This is a genomic window from Rhodococcus sp. PvR044, assembly GCF_040548995.1.
GTDB classification, from domain to species: Bacteria; Actinomycetota; Actinomycetes; order Mycobacteriales; family Mycobacteriaceae; genus Rhodococcus_G; species Rhodococcus_G oryzae.
Genome location: NZ_JBEPSX010000001.1, coordinates 508539 through 527390 on the forward strand (window position 1 = coordinate 508539; position 18852 = coordinate 527390).

Here is an 18852-nt window from a genome sequence, read left to right on the forward strand (position 1 = left end):
GCATCACGCCACTGCGGTGTTCACCCTGCTGGCCCTGGCCAGCGTCAAGGTCTCGTCGACCAGCGAGGTGACCCAGTCGACCTCGGTGAGGAAGCCGTCGTGCCCGGCGTCGGACCGCGCGACCCGCAGGCCTGCGCAGCCCGGCAGCAGGTCCGCCATCTCCTGGAGATGGCGCAGCGGCATGATCCGGTCCGAGTCGATGGCCCCGACGACCACCGGGACCGGGGTCGACGCCAGCGCGGCCGCGATCCCGCCGCGGTTGCGACCGACGTCATATCGGCAGACGACCTCGCTGAGCGCAACGTAGGAGCCGGCGTCGAAGCTCGACACCAGCCTGTCCGCGCAGTACTCGAGGTAGCTCTGCACCGCGAACCGGCCGCCGCGCCAGATGTCCTCGCCCTGCTGTGCCGCGTTCTCGAACTGCAGGTCCAGGGCCTCCTCGCCGCGGTACGACAGATGCGCGAACCGGCGGGCGATGCTCAGCCCGGAATCCGGGCTCCTGCCGGTGCCGTAGTAGTCGCCGCCCTGCCAGTTCGGATCCGTGGTGATGGCGTCGATCTGGGTGGTCTGGCCGCCGATCTGGTCCGCGGTGGAGCGCGGACCGATCGCAAGGGCAAGGGCCGAGCCGATGCGGTCGGGGTGGCCGATCGTCCATTCGAGGACGCGCATGCCGCCCATCGAACCGCCGACGACGGAGGCGAATTGCCTGATGCCGAGCGCGTCGGCCACGGCGACCTCGGCCGCGACCTGGTCGCGGACGGAGATCAGGGGGAAGCGTGATCCCCATGGCTTTCCGTCGGGTGCGAGCGAGCTCGGTCCGGTGGTGCCGCGGCAGCCGCCGAGCACGTTGGTGGCCATCACACACCATTCGTTGGTGTCGATGGGGGCACCGGCGCCGACCATGCCGTTCCACCAGCCCGGCGACGGGTGCTCGTCGTCGGCGGGCCCTGTGACGTGCGAGTCGCCGGTCAGGGCGTGCTCGACGAGCACGATGTTGTCGAGCTCCGGGCTGGGGGTGCCCCAGCATTGCAGGGCGACGGTGACGTCCGGGAGGACACCACCGCCCTCCAGCTGGAGCGTGCCGATGCGGATCTCGGTCAGACACCCGTTCGTCGGTGGAAACGCGACGACGCTGCGGGTGACCGACTCAGCGGTGACCGCCATCACGGTGGCGTCGGTCGCGAGCTGCTCGACGGGGGTGCTGAGGTTGATCGTTGGTGTTGACACGGCGGGAATGTTATCGATCAAGCGTCCAGGATGAGGGCAATCCGGAAACTTTTCGCTGGCATGAATCCGGGTTGGCCGCCCGCGGCCCCGATGCTGTCGATTTTGGCCAGAGCCGGCGGTCTCGCGGAGTAGCTTGGTGACCCGTTCGGCCTCGGTGAGGTGGCCGACAGTCCATCCGTACGGCCCCGCGAGATTCGCCCTATTCAGCGGAGCTACGGCCCGCCCGGGCCAGCGCCATGGTCTCGCCGAGCAGCTTGGTGACCCATTCGGCCTCGGTGAGGAAGCCGTCGTGGCCGTAGCGGGAGTTCACCACGCGAAGCCCGTCGCACCCGGGCAGATGCTGGGCGAGTTCCTCCTGCTGGCGCAGTGGGTAGAGCCGGTCGGAGTCGACGCCGCCGACGATGACAGGGACGGGGGTGGAGGCCAGTGCGGCCTCGATGCCGCCGCGGCCGCGGCCGACGTCGTGACGGTTCATCGCCTCGGTGAGCAGCACGTAGGTGCCGGGGTCGAAGCGGGCGACCAGCTTGTCGGCCTGGTGCTCGAGGTAGCTCTCCACCGCGTAGCGGCCGCCCTGCCAGGTGTCCTCGCCTGGTTGTGTGGCGTTGCCGAATCGGGTGTCGAGTTCGTCCTCGGTGCGGTAGGTCAGGTGCGCGATCCGTCGGGCGATCCCGAGTCCGGCGCGTGGCACCCGTCCCGTGCCGTGATAGTCGCCGCCCTGCCAGTCGGGGTCGGCGGTGATCGCGGCGATCTGGGTGGTCTGGGTGCCGATCTGGTCCGCGGTCGCCCGCGCCCCGACCGCGAGAATCAGGGCGGACCGGACGCGGTCGGGGTGGCCGACAGTCCATTCGAGGGTCCGCATGCCGCCCATCGAGCCGCCGACCACCGCCGCGAATTGGTCGATGCCCAGCGCGTCTGCGAGCGCGAGTTCCGCCTCGACCTGGTCGCGGATGGAGATCTCCGGAAAGCGTGATCCCCAGGCCCGGCCGTCCGGGTCGAGCGAGGCGGGACCGGTGGTGCCGCGGCAGCCGCCGAGGACGTTGGTGGCCAGTACGCACCATTCGTCGGTGTCGATGGGGGCGCCGGGGCCGATCATGCCGTTCCACCAGCCCGGCGACGGGTGCTCGTCGTCGACGGGACCGGAGACGTGTGAGTCGCCGGTCAGGGCGTGTTCGACGAGCACGATGTTGTCGAGGTCGGCGTTCGGCTCACCCCAGGCCTGCACGGCGAGGGTGACATCGGGCAGGACGACGCCGTTCTCCAGTCGGAGTGCGCCGATACCGATGCCCGTCAACCGCCCGTTCGGCGGCGGGAACCCCGCGAGGGCCGGTCGGGCTCCCCGCGAAGGCCGCGCCGAACGGGCGTCTGACTCGGAGCGCACTGTCAAGATGCCGCCGCCGCGAGACCGGCCTCGAGATCGGCCAGGATGTCGTCGATGCCCTCGATGCCGACGGCGAGCCGCACCAGGCCCGGGGTCACGCCCGATGCCAGCTGCTCCTCGGGGGTCAGCTGCGAGTGCGTCGTGGAGGCGGGGTGGATGACGAGCGAACGCACGTCGCCGATGTTGGCGACGTGGCTGTGCAGGGTGAGGGCGTTGACGAAATTCTTGCCCGCGTCGACCCCGCCGGCCAGCTCGAACGCCACGATCGCGCCCGCACCCTTCGGTGCGAGCTGCTGGCCGCGCTCGTACCAGGGCGAGGAGGGCAGGCCGGCATAGGCGACCGAGGTGACCTCGGGCCGGGCCTGCAGGAACTCGGCGACCCGCTGGGCGTTCTCGACGTGCCGCTCGATACGCAGGCTCAGCGTCTCCAGGCCCTGGCTGATGAGGAAGGCATTGAACGGCGAGACCGCTGCGCCCACGTCGCGCAGGAGCTGCACGCGGGCCTTGAGCGCGAACGCGGGCGCGCCGAGGTCCGCGAACACCGCGCCGTGGTAGCTGGGATCGGGCGTGGTGAAGTTCGTGTGCCTGCCCTGGGTCCAGTCGAAGTTGCCGCCGTCGACGATGACGCCCGCGATCGCCGTGCCGTGGCCGCCGAGGTACTTCGTCGCGGAGTGCACCACGATGTCCGCGCCGTGCTCGAGCGGCCGGATCAGGTACGGGGTGGCGACCGTGTTGTCCACGATCAGCGGGATGCCGTTCTCGTGCGCCACGGCCGAGACACCGGGGATGTCGAAGACGTCGTTCTTCGGGTTGGAGATGGTCTCGCCGAAGAAGGCCTTGGTGTTCGGCTGGATGGCCGCACGCCACTGTTCGAGGTTGTCGGGGTCCTCCACGAAGCTGACCGTGATGCCGAGCTTGGGCAGCGTGTAGTGGAAGAGGTTGTAGGTGCCGCCGTACAGGCGCGGGCTGGAGACGATGTGGTCGCCTGCCTCGGCCAGGTTGAGGATGGCGAAGGTCTCCGCGGCCTGACCCGAGGCCAGCAGGAGTGCCGCGACACCGCCCTCGAGCGCGGCGATCCGCTGCTCGACCGCGTCCTGGGTCGGGTTCATGATCCGGGTGTAGATGTTGCCCGGTTCGGCCAGACCGAACAGTGCCGCCGCGTGATCGGTGTTGTTGAACGTGTACGAGGTGGTCTGGTAGATCGGCAAGGCGCGGGCGTTGGTGGTCGCGTCGGACGTCTGGCCCGCGTGGATCTGCTTGGTCTCGAAGCTCCAGGCCGCGGTCGGGTCGGTGACGGGGGTGTTCTCGCTCATGTGTTGTCTACTCCAAGAAATTGGGGAGATCGGCGCAGCTCAGGCGCCAGGGGGCAAGAGTGGGTCCTATCTGCGACAACAACACATGGTGAACCTCCGGTGGGTCGTGGCCCGGTTTGTGGGTCCGTCCCGACGGACCCGCGCTTGTCATCCGAACTGTTTCTCGGACAACCCGGTCATCACCCGGGGCACCCCACCGCGGATGGAGGGTTGCCGACCAGCTAGCCGGGGCTTGATGCTGGCACTCATGACCGCCCTCGATATTAGCGGCTCGGATCGAACGGTCGACAGCTAGGGCGGCGTTTCGGTGTGACCGAGGCCCCTGCGAGACACGGCGACGGCGGGTGACCTGCATTACAGGGCTAGGCTCCTGGTCGCCATCATCAAGTTCTTGGCATCGCCCGAGTTTCGAGTACCTCGCAGGGAGACCGATAGTGAAAGCCGCCGCCACGGCGCTGACCCGAGGTCTCACCGCCCGGCACATCCGGTTCATCGCACTCGGCTCCGCGATCGGGACGGGACTCTTCTACGGCTCCGCCGCGGCGATCCAACAGGCCGGTCCGTCGGTCTTGCTGGCCTACCTGATCGGTGGCCTGGCGGTGTACATCGTGCTCCGCGCCCTCGGCGAGATGGCCGTGAGCAATCCGGTGTCGGGCTCCTTCGGCGAGTACGCGAGCAAGCACCTCGGGCCACTGGCCGGGTTCATGACGGGGTGGACGTACACCTTCGAGATGATCGTCGTCTGCCTCGCGGACGTGACCGCATTCGGCGTCTACATGGGGTTCTGGTTCCCCGACGTGCCGCGGTGGATCTGGGTGCTGGCGATCGTCTTCTTCATCGGCGCGATCAACCTGCTCAGCGTCAAGGTGTTCGGCGAGCTCGAGTTCTGGTTCACGCTGATCAAGGTCGCGGCGATCGTGGCGATGATCGCCGCGGGTGTGGCGATCCTGATCTTCGGCTTCGGGATCCACGACACCAGTACGGGGATCAGCCAGCTGTGGTCCGAGGGCGGGTTCTTCGCGACCGGCTTCGGCGGCTTCGTCGGCTGCTTCGCGATCGTCGTCTTCGCCTTCGGCGGGACCGAGATCATCGGTGTCACCGCGGGCGAGGCGCAGGATCCCGAGCGGACCATCCCGCGCGCGGTCAACACGGTGCCGATCCGGATCATGCTGTTCTACGTGCTCACACTTGCGGTGATCATGGCGATCAACCCGTGGCAGAGCATCGGCACCGACGGCAGCCCCTTCGTGCAGATCTTCGAGGGCCTCGGCATCGGCCCCGCCGCGACCGTGCTGAACATCGTGGTGATCACGGCGGCGCTGTCGGCGATCAACAGCGACATCTTCGGCGCAGGCCGGATGATGTTCGGCATGGCGCAACGCGGGCAGGCGCCCGCGATCATGCGGCGGGTCTCGCGCAACGGCGTGCCGTGGATGACGGTGGTCATCATGATCGTGGCCCTGCTGGTCGGGGTGCTGTTGAACTACGCGATCCCGGAGTCCGTCTTCCTCGTGATCGCCTCCATCGCCACCTTCGCCACGATCTTCGTCTGGCTGATGATCCTGTTGTCGCAATACCGGTCGCGGCGCCGGATGAGCGCGGAGGAGACGGCGGAGCTGAAGTTCCCGGTGCCGTTCTGGCCGTACGGGCAGATGTTGGCGATCGCCTTCCTGGTCTTCGTGATCGTCGTCCTCGCCTTCTCCGCGGACACCAGGGTGGCGCTGGTGGTCGGGGCCGTGTGGCTGATCCTGCTCACCCTCGCCTACTTCCGCTTCGTCCGTCCGCAGCCGGAATCGGAGCCGGAACTCGTGCATCAGCCGTCCTGACGGCGATTCCCCTGCGCCGCGCCCGATTCGGCGGGAGGATGTGAGCAGCAGCTCGCTTCCCGACGGAGGAGCCCGCGGTGGACAGTCCCGGACCGGTCTTGGTCGGCGTCGGCCCCCTGACGCCAGGCCAGGTGCTGCGTGTGGCCCGTTCCGACGCCGCGGTGGGACTGTCGGATCAGGCCGTCTCGGCCATGGCGGCGACCAGGGCGCACATCGAGGCGCTCGCGAGGGACTTCGGTCCGGTGTACGGCGTGTCCACCGGTTTCGGCGCGCTGGCCACCCGGCACATCCCGCCGGAGCTGCGGGCCCAGCTACAGCGCAGCCTGATCCGTTCGCACGCCGCGGGGAGCGGTCCGGAGGTCGAACGCGAGGTGGTACGCGCGATGATGCTGCTGCGCCTGGCCACGCTGGCGACCGGGCGCACCGGCGCACGACCCGCGGTGGCGCACACCTACGCCGCGTTGCTGTCGGCCGGGATCACGCCCGTGGTCCCCGAATTCGGTAGCCTCGGCTGCTCGGGCGACCTCGCACCGCTCGCGCACATCGCGCTCGCGGTGACCGGGGAGGGCCTGGTCCGAGACGCCGCGGGGCAGCAGTTGCCTGCCGCCGATGCGCTGGCAGCGGCGGGGATCTACCCGCTGGCCCTCGAGGAGAAGGAGGGCCTCGCGCTCATCAACGGCACCGACGGGATGCTCGGCATGCTGGTGCTCGCCTGCGACGACCTGCGCCGGTTGTTGCCGCTGGCCGACATCACCGCCGCGATGAGCGTCGAGGGGCTGCTCGGCACGGACCGCGTGTTCGCCGCCGATCTCCAGGCGTTGCGGCCGCATCCCGGACAGGCCGCGGCGGCGGCGAACATGGTCCGGCTGCTGGCGGGCTCGGAGATCGTCGCCAGCCACGCCACCCCCGACTGCCCCTTGGTCCAGGACGCCTACTCGCTGCGGTGCGCGCCGCAGGTCGCGGGCGCCGCAAGGGACACCCTCGCGCACGCCGAACGGGTCGCGGCGTGCGAACTCGCGAGCGCCATCGACAACCCGGTGGTGACCCTCGACGGCCGGGTCGAGTCCAACGGCAACTTCCACGGGGCGCCGGTCGCCTACGTGCTGGACTTCCTCGCGATCGTCATCGCCGACCTGGCCAGCATGAGTGAGCGCCGCACCGACCGTTTCCTCGACACCGCGCGCAGCCACGGGCTGCCGCCGTTCCTGGCCGACGATCCGGGGGTGGACAGCGGGCACATGATCGCGCAGTACACCCAGGCCGCGATCGTCTCGGAGCTCAAGCGGCTGGCGTCGCCTGCGAGCGTTGACTCGATCCCGTCCTCGGCCATGCAAGAGGATCACGTGTCGATGGGATGGTCGGCCGCGCGCAAGCTCCGCCACTCGATCGACGGTCTGACCCGGGTGCTCGCGATCGAGGCGCTCACCGCGGCGCGCGGGCTCGACCTGCGGGCCCCGCTGCGTCCGTCGCCCGCGACCGCCGCGGTGCGGGACGCGATCCGGGCCCGCGTCGGCGGACCCGGCCCGGACCGGTTCCTCGCCCCCGAGATCGGGGCCGCCGTCGAGCTGGCGGCCTCGGGTGCGCTGCTGCGCAGCGCCGAGATGCTGGTCGGGGACCTCGCCTGAGTCGACCGGGATCGGGTAGCCGACTACCCGTGACCTGCACGGCGCCGGGGCACAGCATGGGTATGCGGGCGGACCCGAGTCGTTGTGAACGAGGTGGTCGTCATGGCTGTTTCCCGCGCCGTGCCGACCGAGCGCGCGACGAGCGATGAGGAAGCGTTGGTCGCCTCGATCTGGGTGACACGCGTTCGCTGGTCCCTCGTGGCCGACCGTCTCAAGAGGCGTATCGACATCGCCCGCGCGGCCGTGCTCTACCTCGGCGCCGCGGGCGCGATCGCAGCGACGTCGACCGCGACCTTCCTGAGGACGGCCGACGTGGCCAGGGTCCCGGTGGCGGCGTTCGGCGCGGTGTGCCTGGCCATCGCGGCCGTCGTGACGGCCTTCCTGCTCACGCCCGACGCGGTCCGTCGCTGGACCAGGGCTCGGGCCGCCTCGGAGGGCATCAAGCAACTGGTGCTGAGGTTTCGGGCCGGGGCGGTTCCCTTCGACGGCGCGGACGCGCCCGCGCGACTGGCAGCGGAGGTCGCGGAGATCGAGGAGGCCGTCGAGGACCTGTTGGCCTCTGTCGCCGAGTTCGCCGAGTTCGCCGAGTTCGCCGAGTTCGGCGAGGACGACGCGGAGGTCCGCGACGCGGTGGTTCCTGGACCGATGACACCGGGGGACTACGTCCGGGATCGGGTGCAGAGTCAGATCACCGAGTACTACCGACCCAGGGCCTGCGCGTACGCGGGGCGGGCCCGGCGCCTGCGACGGGTGGCGCTCGGGTTGAGCGTGGCGACCGCGAGCGTCGCCGCCGTTGTCACGGTTCTCGCCGGCGACGCCGACACTTCGGCGGGTGACCAACCGTCATCCGGCCTCGCACCCTGGGTGGCCGTGCTGACGACGCTCGGGGGAGCGGTTGCGGCTCACCGGGCCGGCAGCAGGTACGACTACCTCGCGATGAGCTATTCCGCCTGTGCGGGTCGGCTGGGCAGGCGCGTGAACGAGTGGCGGACAAGCGGATCGCCCACCGACCCGGCCGCGTGGAAGGCCTTCGTCGACGACTGTGAGGGCGCGATCTCGGCGGAGAACGCGAGCTGGATGGCCAAGTGGTCCGAGCGAAGACCCGACGTCGACTAGGCCTCGGCCGGCGGCGCCCGCCAGGTGACGACGCGATGGATCAGCCTCGCCGCGGTTCGTGCGGTCCGGTTGTCGAAGTCGAGCTTCGGATTGAGCTCCGCGATGTCGAGCACTGCGAGCTTGCCGCTACGCGCGACGATGTCGCACACCCGCTGGATCACCTCGAGCGGCACCCCGAACGCCGCGGGGGCGCTGACGCCGGGTGCGACGGACGCGGGCAGGACGTCCAGGTCGATGGTCAGGTGCACCAGGTCGGCCGTCCGGAGGAACTCGTCGACGAACGACTCCACGGCGGGCAGGTTCGCCGTGCCGCAATCGTCGTCGAGCAGGTACCGCACGCCGAGTGATACGGCGCGCGTGAACAGCGCCGCGGTGTTGCTCGGCTGCGCGATGCCCAGCACCGCGTAGTTCAGCAGCCGACCGCGCTCCGCCTCGGCGTCGGCCATCTGCCGGAACGGTGTCCCGGAGTTCGGCGCGGGATCGTCGCGGAGATCGAAGTGCGCGTCCAGGTTCAGCACCCCGAGCCGCGCGCCGGACATGCCCGCAGCCGAGGTCGACAGCCCGAGATAGCTTCCGTAGGCGACCTCGTGCCCGCCGCCCAGCACCGCGACGAAATGGCCTGCGTCGAGCAGCCCGGCCACCACATCGCCGAGCCGCCGCTGCCCGTCCTCGAGGTGACCGACGGCGACCGCCACATCGCCCGCGTCGAACACCCGGATCGGCGCCGCGAGTGCCATCGACGCCAGCGCGTGGCGCAGGGCGGTCGGACCCCTCGCGGCCCCCGGTCGGCCTCGGTTCCGCCGTACGCCCTCGTCGCTGCGGAAGCCGACCAGAACGGTTGCCCCCGGCGCGATGTCGGCATGGAAAGCGGACATCGCCGAATGCCAGCGCAGGTGCTCGGGGCCGGGGCCGTCGTCGCGTCCCGACCAGGCGCCGGGAATGAGGTCCACCTTCGTCATCGTCGGTACCCGTCCTTCCACACCTCGTGGACCAGCGGCACACCCGGCCGGTAGGCCAGGTGCAGGTGCGTGGGCGCGTCCAGCGCGATCAGGTCGGCCCTGGCCCCGACCCGAATGTGTCCGATGTCGTTGCGCCGCAGCGCCGCGGCGCCGCCCGCCGTCGCGGCCCAGACTGCCTCGTCCGGACTCATGTGCATCTCGCGTACCGCAAGGGCGATACACAGCGGAATGCTGGTCGTGTAGCTCGTGCCGGGGTTGCAGTCCGAGGCCAGCGCGACGGTGACGCCTGCATCGAGCAGGGTCCTGGCGTCGGGATACCGGTTGCGGGTGGAGAAGTCGGCGCACGGCAGCAGCGTCGCGACCGTCTCGCCCGATGCCAGCGCCTCGACATCCTCGCCGGTCACGAAATTCACGTGGTCGACGGAGGCGGCGCGTAGCTCGACGGCGAGTCGGACCCCGGGGCCGGGGCCGAGCTGGTTGCCGTGCACCCGTGCCGTGAGGCCGGCGGCGATGCCCGCCTCGAGCACCGCCCGCGACTGGTGCTCGTCGAATGCCCCTGTCTCGCAGAACACGTCTATCCACCTGGCGTTCGGCGCGCACGCCGGGATCATCTCCGTGCACACCATCCGCACGTACGCATCGGTGTCGCCTTCGAACTCGGGCGGAGTCAGGTGCGCGGCCAGCAGCGTCGTCTCGGGCGTGACCTCCGCGGCCACCTCGAGGCTCCGCAGTTCGTCGACGACCGACTGCCCGTATCCCGACTTGCATTCGATCGTGGTGGTGCCCGAGCGGACGGACTCGGCCACCAGTCGCGCGGCGGTCGCGCTCAACTCGGCGTCCGTCGCGCCGCGGGTTGCCGCGACGGTGGTGCGGATGCCGCCCGCGGCGTAGGCGGTGCCCGCCATCCGGGCGGCGAACTCCTCGGCCCGTTCGCCGCCGAAGACAAGATGCGCGTGGCTGTCGACGAACCCGGGCAGCGCGGCCCGGCCGTCGAGGTCCACGGTGGCGTCCGCGCTGCCCTGCGGGATGTGGGCACGTGCGCCCACCCACTGGACGACGCCGTCACCCAGCACCACGGCGGCGTCACGGATGAGCCCGAGCCTGCCCTCGCCGGCCTCCGGGTCGTTGGTGACCAGGGTGCCGATGTTGTCGACGACCACCCAGGGGCTGATGCTCACGGCACTAGCCCTCCCACATCGGGACGCGCAGGCCGCGGGCGGTCGCCACCCCGGCCGCGGCGGGGTAGCCGGCGTCGACGTGCCGGATGACGCCGGTGGCCGGGTCGTTGGTGAGCACCCGCTCGAGCTTGCGCGCGGCCAGTTCGGTGCCGTCGGCGATGCACACCTGGCCGGCGTGGATGGACCGTCCCATACCGACTCCGCCGCCCTGGTGGATGGACACCCACGAGGCCCCGGACGCGGTGTTGACCAGCGCGTTGAGCAGCGGCCAGTCGGCGATGGCGTCCGATCCGTCGGCCATCGACTCGGTCTCCCGGTACGGGGACGCCACCGAGCCGGCGTCGAGGTGGTCACGGCCGATGGCCAGCGGCGCGGACACCTCGCCGGACGCGACCATCTCGTTGAATCTCAGGCCGGCCCGGTGGCGTTCGCCGTAGCCGAGCCAGCAGATGCGCGCGGGCAGGCCCTCGAAACGGACCTTCTCGCCCGCGAGTGTGATCCACCGACGCAGGTGTTCGTCGTCCGGGAAAAGGTCGACGACGGCCCTGTCGGTGGCCGCGATGTCGGCGGGGTCGCCGGACAGCGCGACCCAGCGGAACGGGCCACGGCCCTCCTCGAACAGGGGGCGGATGTACGCGGGCACGAAGCCGGGGAAATCGAACGCCCGGTCGTAGCCGCCGCGCCGCGCCTCGTCGCGGATCGAGTTGCCGTAGTCGAAGACCTCGGCGCCCGCGTCCTTGAACCCGACCATGGCCTCGACGTGCGCGGCCATGGACTCGCGGGCCTCGGTCGTGAACCAGTCGGGGTCCTTCTCGGCCATCCTGTGCCAGTCCTCGACGGCGATCCCGACCGGCAGATAGCTCAGCGGGTCGTGCGCGGAGGTCTGATCGGTGACGATGTTGATCGGCGCGTTCATCGCGAGCAGTCGCGGCACCACCTCGGCCGCGTTGCCGAGCAGTCCGATCGACAGCGGGCGGCGCTCGTGGCGGGCGAGGACGGCCATCTCCAGCGCCGATTCGACGCTCTCGGTCTTCGCGTCGAGGTAGTGATGCGCGATGCGGCGATTGATCCGGTCCGGGTCGCACTCGACGCAGATCGCGACACCGCCGTTCATGGTCACCGCCAGCGGCTGCGCCCCGCCCATGCCGCCCAGCCCGGCGGTCAGGGTGATCGTGCCTGTCAGCGAGCCCCCTCTGTGCTCATACCGACCAGAGGCCGCGAGCTTGCGGGCGACCGCAGCGAACGTCTCGTAGGTGCCCTGCAGGATGCCCTGGCTGCCGATGTAGATCCAGGAGCCTGCGGTCATCTGGCCGTACATGATCAGGCCGAGCGCCTCGAGCCGGCGGAACTCCTCCCAGTTCGCCCAGTCGCCGACCAGGTTGGAGTTGGCGATCAGGACCCTCGGTGCCCATTCGTGGGTGCGCAGAACCCCCACCGGCTTGCCCGACTGCACCAGCAGCGTCTCGTCGTCGGCCAGCGTCCGCAGCGTCCGCACGATCGCGTCGAAGCACGCCCAGTTGCGGGCGGCGCGGCCGGTGCCGCCGTAGACGACCAGGTCGTCGGGGCGCTCGGCCACTTCCGGGTCCAGGTTGTTCATCAGCATCCGGAGGGCGCCCTCCTGCTGCCACCCCCGGCAGGTCAGGGTGTTGCCGCGCGGGGCGCGGACCGGTCGTGGACCGGCGTCGGCACGTTCGGTCATCTCGATCTCCCCTCGATGACGTCCGCCCACTCATCACACTCCGTCGGAACCGGGTTGGCCAGAGTTCGGCGGAATCGGCGCCGAGGTCACGGCCCGAATCCGCGCTTGAGCTGCGCAAAGCTACCGATCGGTAGGTTCGCCGGGGCCGGGCCAGCGGTTGCGTCCGAGTCGCTTAGCAGTACGCTCGTCTTGTTTGGTGCGGATCGACCCGGTTCGCACGGGTTGTATAGATTACTGATTGAGTCGTTCGTGGTCTCGCTCACAAAGCGGGGCCCGAGCCGTGTGACCAGGGGAAACTTCCTAGGAGGACGCGAATACCACATGTCCAAGATCAAGGTTGAAGGCACTGTCGTCGAACTCGACGGCGATGAGATGACCCGCATTATCTGGCAGTTCATCAAGGACAAACTGATCCATCCGTACCTGGATGTGAATCTCGAGTACTACGACCTCGGTATCGAGTACCGCGACAAGACCGATGACCAGGTCACGATCGATGCCGCGAACGCGATCAAGAAGCACGGCGTCGGCGTCAAGTGCGCCACCATCACGCCGGACGAGGCTCGCGTCGAGGAGTTCGGCCTCAAGAAGATGTGGCGTTCCCCCAACGGGACCATCCGCAACATCCTCGGCGGCACGATCTTCCGCGCGCCGATCATCATCTCGAACGTTCCGCGACTGGTTCCGGGCTGGACCAAGCCGATCATCATCGGCCGTCACGCGTTCGGTGACCAGTACCGCGCCACCGACTTCAAGGTGCCCGGTCCCGGCAAGGTGATGATCACCTACACGCCCGAGGACGGCAGCGAGCCGATCGAGCACGAGCTGGTGAACTTCCCCGAGGGCGGCGGCGTCGTCCAGGGGCAGTACAACTTCACCTCGTCCATCACGGACTTCGCGCGGGCCTCGCTCAACTACGGCCTGCAGCAGAACTACCCGGTATACCTCTCCACGAAGAACACCATCCTCAAGGCGTACGACGGCGCGTTCAAGGACATCTTCCAGCATGTCTACGAGACCGAGTTCAAGTCCGAGTTCGACGCGGCGGGCCTGACCTACGAGCACCGCCTCATCGACGACATGGTGGCTTCCGCACTCAAGTGGGAGGGCGGCTACGTCTGGGCATGCAAGAACTACGACGGCGACGTCCAGTCGGACACCGTCGCCCAGGGCTTCGGCTCGCTCGGACTGATGACGTCGGTGCTGCTGACGCCGGACGGAAAGACCTGTGAGGCGGAGGCCGCGCACGGCACCGTCACCCGGCACTTCCGCCAGCACCAGCAGGGCAAGCCCACCTCGACCAACCCCATCGCGTCCATCTTCGCGTGGACCCGGGGTCTCGAGCACCGCGGCAAGCTGGACAACACCCCCGAGGTGATCGCGTTCGCGCAGCAGCTCGAGGACGTCGTCATCAAGACCGTCGAGGGTGGTCAGATGACCAAGGACCTCGCGTCCCTCGTCGGCGGCGACCAGGGCTACCTCACCACCGAGGAGTTCCTCGGTGCGCTGGACGAGAACATGCAGAAGGCCAGCCGATAGCGGAGGCCGCAGGGAGTCGGAAAGTGGGACCAGCCCCAGGTCGGGGCGGGTCCCACTTTTTGTTTGTCAGGGACCGACTCGAGCAACCCCATGCAGAGTCACCGTCGAACCGATACTATTCCGGCACCCCCCTGGCTAGGAGCGACGTTGTCTTCCGTTGTGCCCCTTTTCGAACGACTGATCTCACCCACCGAGCGTCTGTATCTGGCGATGCAGACGCTTGCCCCTCCCTTCGCCATCCAGTTGGTGGTCCAGGGGACGGGCTCGGTCGACGAGCGGGACCTCGCGGTCGCGGTCGCGGGCGCGTCCGAATCCTGCCCCGGTGCCCGGCTCGTGCGGCGCGGCGAGCGATGGGTGGACAGCCGCATCGCGCCCCCCGTGGTGGTGGCAACGGAACACTCGTTGGTGGACACCCCGCTCGACGACCATCCGATGCTGAGTCGTCCGCTCGACCCGGAGCATGGACCGACCTGTGAGGTCCTGCTGCTAGGAGACACTCGGAATATTCTGGTGTTCAGGGCTTTTCATGGCGTGATGGACGGAAAGGGCCTGCATCTGTGGGCTGCCGAGGTGTTCCGCCTGCTGCGCGGCGATCGGACGGTCGGCGCGCGGGACGCGATCGCCGACCACGGCCTCGTCGAGTCGCTCGGGATCGACGGCAAGCCGACCGCGCTGATCCCCACCGCGCGTTCGCCGTTCGGGCGGGCCCGCCCGGCCCCCGGCGAGTCGGACTTCCTCTGGCGCAGGCGAACCGTGGAGGGAACCTCGCCCGCGGTGGTCGCCCGGATCGCCGAGCTGATCACGGCTGCGGTCGGGGGTAAGACCCGGATCATGGTCCCCGTCGATCTGCGTCGGCACGACAAGGACCTGCGGTCGACGGCCAACCTGGCGCTGCCGCTGTTCCTCGACGCGACGCCGGGGGACGGTTGGTCGCGCATCCATGCCCAACTGCTGCGCGGGATGGTGGAGTCCCGCGAGCTCGGTGAGATGAACAACGGTGGGCTGCAGCAGATGCCGGTGTGGATGGCACGGTCCATCCTGCGCGCCGGCATGTCCATCGGCACCCGTACCGGGGGAAACCTGGTGTCGGCGATCGTCTCCCATACGGGGACAGTCGATCTCGACGAGTTGAGCTTTCCCGGATTCGCCGCCACCGAGGTGTGGGGCCTGCCGGTCCACACGGGCATGGTGCCGCTCTCGATCGCGGTGCTGGAGGCTCGCGGGCGAACCGAACTCGTGGTCTCCTGCCGCAACGGTGCGGGGATCGCGTCTCGACTCGAGCGACTGCTGGACGATATCGCCACCGCACTCGGAGCCCAGGTGCAGCCGGGGCCGATCGGGGCACAGGCCCCCGGGCCGGGGCGAACGGTGACGAGCATCTTCGACGGCCTGGTCCGGAGCGCGCCGGACGCGCCTGCCGCGATCGGCCCGGACGGTCAGCTCAGCTATGCGGAGCTCGACGCCCGTGCCGACGTGGTGGCAGCGGAACTGCGCGGCCGGGGTGTGCGGCACGGCGACGTCGTCGCGGTGCTGGCGCGTCGGTCGCTCGACGCAGTGGTGGGACATCTGGGAATCCTCAAGGCGGGCGCCGCTTTTCTCTCGCTCGACCCCAAGCACCCGGACGAGCGGATTCTCGGAATCCTCGCGGATTCCGGTGTGCGCCACTGCGTGACCGAGCGGGCGTCGAAGGGGCGGGCCGCGTTCGGCGAAACCGATGTCCTGGTGGTCGACGACCTGCCCCATTCCGGCGCCGACAAGCTGCCGGACCTCGCCACTGCCGACGATCTGGTCTACGTCACCTACACCTCGGGCTCGACGGGACGGCCCAAGGGCGTCCAGGTCGAACACCGGGGCATCGTGAACCTGATGCGCTCGGCCACCGACTGGTACCGGCTCGGGCCCGAGACCCGCTACGCGCACTATCACACGCAGGCGGCGGACATGGCGTGCGCGGCGCTGCTGCTCCCGCTGCTCAGCGGCGGTGCGGTGGTGTTGGTGCCGGACGACATCAATCACCTGGTCTTGTCGGAGATGCTCGAGGGTTCCACGGTGAACACGATGATGGTGACGCCGAGCCTGCTGGAAGTGATGGTCCGGCTGGAGCTGCGGCCGGTGGGGATGCGGGCGGTCAGCATCGGAGGCGAGGCGCTGCACGGGCCGCTGGCCGCGCGTGCCCGCGAACTGTTCGGCCCGGACTGCCGGCTGCTCAACAGCTACGGGCCCGCGGAGATGTCGATCGTGTGTACCGCCCTTGTCCTCGACGACGAGCCGTCGGCCGCGCCCCAGCCGGTACCGATCGGTGGGCCTGCCGCAGACACCACGGTTCATCTGCTCGACCCGGATCGCCTGCCGGTGCCCGACGGAGAGATCGGTGAGCTGTACTTCGGCGGCCCCCAGGTGGCGCGCGGCTACCTGAACCGGCCGGACGTCACCGCCGAACGCTTCGTCACCCTGTCCACGGGCGAACGGTGCTATCGGACCGGTGACCTCGGCCGCCGACTTCCCGGCGGTGCGCTCGAGTTCGCGGGTCGCGTCGACAGCCAGGTGAAGATCAGGGGCAATCGCGTGGAGCCCGGCGAGGTCCAGGCCGCCATCGAGCAGCATCCCCTGGTCGGCAGGGCCGCGGTGGCGGCGGTCCGGCGCGCGGAGCGCGGCGACAACGTCCTGGCCGCGTACGTGGTGGGCGCTGGCGAGACGGACGCGCCAGATGCACAGCAGCTCCGGGACTTCCTGGCGCAGAAGGTGCCCGCCTACATGATCCCGGCCGAGATCCACATCGTCGACGCGATTCCACTGACCGCCAACGGGAAGCTCGACAGCGCGGGACTGAGCGTCGCCGACGCGGTGATCCCGGAGCAGGCGACCGACACCGCGAAGGGCCCCGGATCGGCCGAGCCCGACCGGCGGATCGAGGACGAGATCGCCGCGATCTGGGCGAAGGTCCTCATGGTCGATGTGAGCACCCTGCGCGCGGATTCGGATTTCTTCGCCCTCGGCGGGGATTCACTGGCGTCGGTGGAGATGCTCTCGCAGGTCTCGCGCACGGTGGTCGGACGCGCAGGCGAAGCGGCGTTCGTCGCCGAGCTCGAGGACTTGGTGCACCAGCTCACCCTCGGCAGGGTGTGCGCCGCCGCCGTTTATGCGAAGCGGGCGGGGGAGCTCGGATGATCCTGGTGGGAAGCGGCGCATTGCTCTGGCGCGCTGCGCGATTCGCGTCCGCATCGGATTTCACGGTTGACCTGGTGTGCACCGGGCCCGGCGATGCCGCGCCTGCTGGGCTCGAGGGACTAGCGCACCTCGAGACCACGGATGTCGACGCCGAGGCAGCAGTGCTTGCGGAGGCGTGCACCGACTCGGTGGTGTGGTCGATCAACAACCCCATGATCTTCGGTCCCGCGCTCGTGAACTCCGACCTGCGGATCTACAACATCCACAACGGCCCCTTGCCGGAGTTCCGTGGACTGCCCGCCGCCGCGATCGTGCACGCGATTCTCCAGGGCCGCGACGAGTACGCGGCGACGCTGCACCGGGTCGACTCCGGCATCGACACCGGAGCTGTGGTCGACGTCGAGCGGTTCGCGATCGCACCCGACGACCGCTTCCAGGATGTCATGATGAACGGATTGCGCGCCTGCCACGAGTTGTTCGAGCGGAGCCTGGACGCGGTGATGACCGGGCCGGCACCGTCGGCGCCCGCAGCCGTCGTCCCCGGCGGTTACTACGGTGCGGCGAGCATTCGCGAGCTGCCGGGGCACCGCGGCGACGCGAACTTCGAGCGGGCAACCGCGCTCGGGGTCTTTGCTCCTCGCTACCCGGCGATCGCGGCCGCGGCGGCAGGCGGCGCCGTGCCGGATCTCGAGGCCGCCGCACTGATGTGACGCTCCACCAAGAGAACGCCGAACCACCAGCCAGATCTACCGACCCCCAAGAGGATCCAAGATGACCCAGTCGAGGTTCGAATCGATAGGCGCGTACCTCCCGTCCGCGGTACTCAGCACGAAGGACCTGCTCGCCAAGCTCGCCGTGCCGCCGAGCTTCGATCTGCAGGCGATCACGGGAGTTGTGGACCGCCGGGTGTACGACTCCAGCGCGGACAACTACGAGGATTCGTTCACGCTGGCCTGCAACGCCGCCCGTGACGCGCTGTCCCGATCGAGCTACGAGGCGGGCGATCTCGACGTGATCATCTCGACCTCGATCTCGCGGAGCAAGGACAGGGACTTCATGTACCTGGAGCCGTCCTTCGCGTCGATGCTCGGCAAGGAGCTGGGCGTCAAGGGCGCCATCCATTTCGATCTGTCCAACGCCTGCGCGGGGATGCTCAGTGGCGTCTACGTGCTCGACCGGATGATCCGCTCCGGCGCGGTCCGCAACGGGATGGTCGTGAGCGGCGAGCACATCACCCCGATCTCGGAGACCGCGGTGCGCGAGATCTCGGAGAAGTACGACCTGCAGTTCGCCTCGCTGTCCGTGGGCGATTCGGGCGCTGCCGTGATCATGGACCGATCCGTCGACGACGCCGACAAGATCGACTACATCGAGCTGATGACGGCGTCGGAGTACTCCGACCTGTGCATGGGTATGCCGAGTGACCAGTCGCCGGGCATCGCGCTGTACACCGACAACCGCAAGATGCACAACGAATCACGGTTCCTGCTGTGGACGAACGCGCAGCGGGAGTTCCTCGCTGCCCGCGGCCAGACCTTCGCCGACGAGGAGTTCGACTTCGTCATCCACCACCAGTTCGGCGCCTCGGCCGTCGTGTACATGAACGCGCTCGGCGAGAAGGAGTTCGGCACTCCGATGCCGCCCGCGCTCAACGTGGTGGAGAAGTACGGCAACACCTCCAGCACTTCGCATTTCATCGTGCTGCACGACCATCTGAAGGACAAGGCGGTCCCGAAGGGATCGAAGATCCTGATGGTTCCTGCGGCATCCGGCATCGTGACCGGCTACGTGTCCGCCACGATCACGTCCCTGGAGGTCTGAGCA

At 69.2% G+C, this 18852-nt stretch carries 13 protein-coding genes and 1 riboswitch; of the genes, 7 read left to right on the forward strand and 6 right to left on the reverse strand.

The window, feature by feature from the left end:
• Positions 1–3 precede the first annotated feature (3 nt).
• The 3 genes from metX (ABIC28_RS02230) to ABIC28_RS02240 all read right to left on the reverse strand — a co-directional run bounded on the left by metX (ABIC28_RS02230) (position 4) and on the right by ABIC28_RS02240 (position 3918).
• A complete protein-coding gene (metX, locus tag ABIC28_RS02230; protein ID WP_097210653.1) occupies positions 4–1164 on the reverse strand; it encodes a homoserine O-acetyltransferase MetX in 1161 nt (386 codons plus the stop codon).
• Positions 1165–1426: 262 nt separating this feature from the next.
• Positions 1427–2611, reverse strand: coding sequence for a homoserine O-acetyltransferase MetX (gene metX / locus ABIC28_RS02235; protein ID WP_420030195.1), 1185 nt, complete (start codon positions 2609–2611; stop codon positions 1427–1429).
• A complete protein-coding gene (locus ABIC28_RS02240) occupies positions 2608–3918 on the reverse strand; it encodes a bifunctional o-acetylhomoserine/o-acetylserine sulfhydrylase (RefSeq protein WP_097210446.1) in 1311 nt (436 codons plus the stop codon). The genes metX (ABIC28_RS02235) and ABIC28_RS02240 overlap by 4 nt, the downstream gene beginning before the upstream one ends.
• 135 nt (positions 3919–4053) lie before the next feature.
• Positions 4054–4171, reverse strand: a riboswitch (SAM riboswitch).
• Positions 4172–4352: 181 nt separating this feature from the next.
• On the opposite strand from ABIC28_RS02240, the gene ABIC28_RS02245 reads away from it, so the two are divergent.
• From ABIC28_RS02245 to ABIC28_RS02255, 3 genes are all read left to right on the forward strand, one after another.
• Positions 4353–5744, forward strand: a complete 1392-nt coding sequence (locus tag ABIC28_RS02245) for an amino acid permease (protein WP_209928764.1) — start codon at positions 4353–4355, stop codon at positions 5742–5744.
• Between the two features lie 77 nt (positions 5745–5821).
• Positions 5822–7369: a histidine ammonia-lyase gene (gene hutH, locus ABIC28_RS02250; RefSeq protein ID WP_354577336.1), complete on the forward strand. Its 1548-nt coding sequence runs from the start codon at positions 5822–5824 to the stop codon at positions 7367–7369.
• Positions 7370–7471: 102 nt separating this feature from the next.
• Positions 7472–8485, forward strand: coding sequence for a DUF4231 domain-containing protein (locus ABIC28_RS02255; RefSeq protein WP_209928767.1), 1014 nt, complete (start codon positions 7472–7474; stop codon positions 8483–8485).
• On the opposite strand, the gene hutG is transcribed toward ABIC28_RS02255, so the two are convergent.
• Genes hutG through hutU form a run of 3 tightly spaced genes read right to left on the reverse strand, consistent with a single transcriptional unit; the run spans position 8482 to position 12321 of the window.
• On the reverse strand, positions 8482–9444 hold the full coding sequence (hutG, locus tag ABIC28_RS02260) for a formimidoylglutamase (protein WP_209928771.1): 963 nt from the start codon (positions 9442–9444) through the stop codon (positions 8482–8484). The two genes, ABIC28_RS02255 and hutG, sit on opposite strands and share 4 nt — an antisense overlap.
• Positions 9441–10616 carry an imidazolonepropionase gene (gene hutI / locus ABIC28_RS02265; protein ID WP_097210654.1) on the reverse strand — a complete coding sequence of 392 codons (1176 nt, stop codon included), beginning with the start codon at positions 10614–10616 and terminating at the stop codon, positions 9441–9443. The genes hutG and hutI overlap by 4 nt, the downstream gene beginning before the upstream one ends.
• Before the next feature lie 10 nt (positions 10617–10626).
• A complete protein-coding gene (gene hutU / locus ABIC28_RS02270) occupies positions 10627–12321 on the reverse strand; it encodes a urocanate hydratase (RefSeq protein ID WP_097210452.1) in 1695 nt (564 codons plus the stop codon).
• Between the two features lie 321 nt (positions 12322–12642).
• Between hutU and ABIC28_RS02275 the strand changes: the two genes are divergently transcribed.
• The 4 genes from ABIC28_RS02275 to ABIC28_RS02290 all read left to right on the forward strand — a co-directional run bounded on the left by ABIC28_RS02275 (position 12643) and on the right by ABIC28_RS02290 (position 18849).
• Positions 12643–13860, forward strand: coding sequence for an NADP-dependent isocitrate dehydrogenase (locus ABIC28_RS02275; protein ID WP_097210453.1), 1218 nt, complete (start codon positions 12643–12645; stop codon positions 13858–13860).
• Positions 13861–14007: 147 nt separating this feature from the next.
• Positions 14008–17028, forward strand: a complete 3021-nt coding sequence (locus ABIC28_RS02280) for a non-ribosomal peptide synthetase (protein WP_354577340.1) — start codon at positions 14008–14010, stop codon at positions 17026–17028.
• Positions 17025–17738, forward strand: coding sequence for a formyltransferase family protein (locus tag ABIC28_RS02285; protein ID WP_097210455.1), 714 nt, complete (start codon positions 17025–17027; stop codon positions 17736–17738). The genes ABIC28_RS02280 and ABIC28_RS02285 overlap by 4 nt, the downstream gene beginning before the upstream one ends.
• A 61-nt stretch (positions 17739–17799) precedes the next feature.
• A complete protein-coding gene (locus tag ABIC28_RS02290; RefSeq protein ID WP_077040928.1) occupies positions 17800–18849 on the forward strand; it encodes a 3-oxoacyl-ACP synthase III family protein in 1050 nt (349 codons plus the stop codon).
• Positions 18850–18852: the final 3 nt, after the last annotated feature.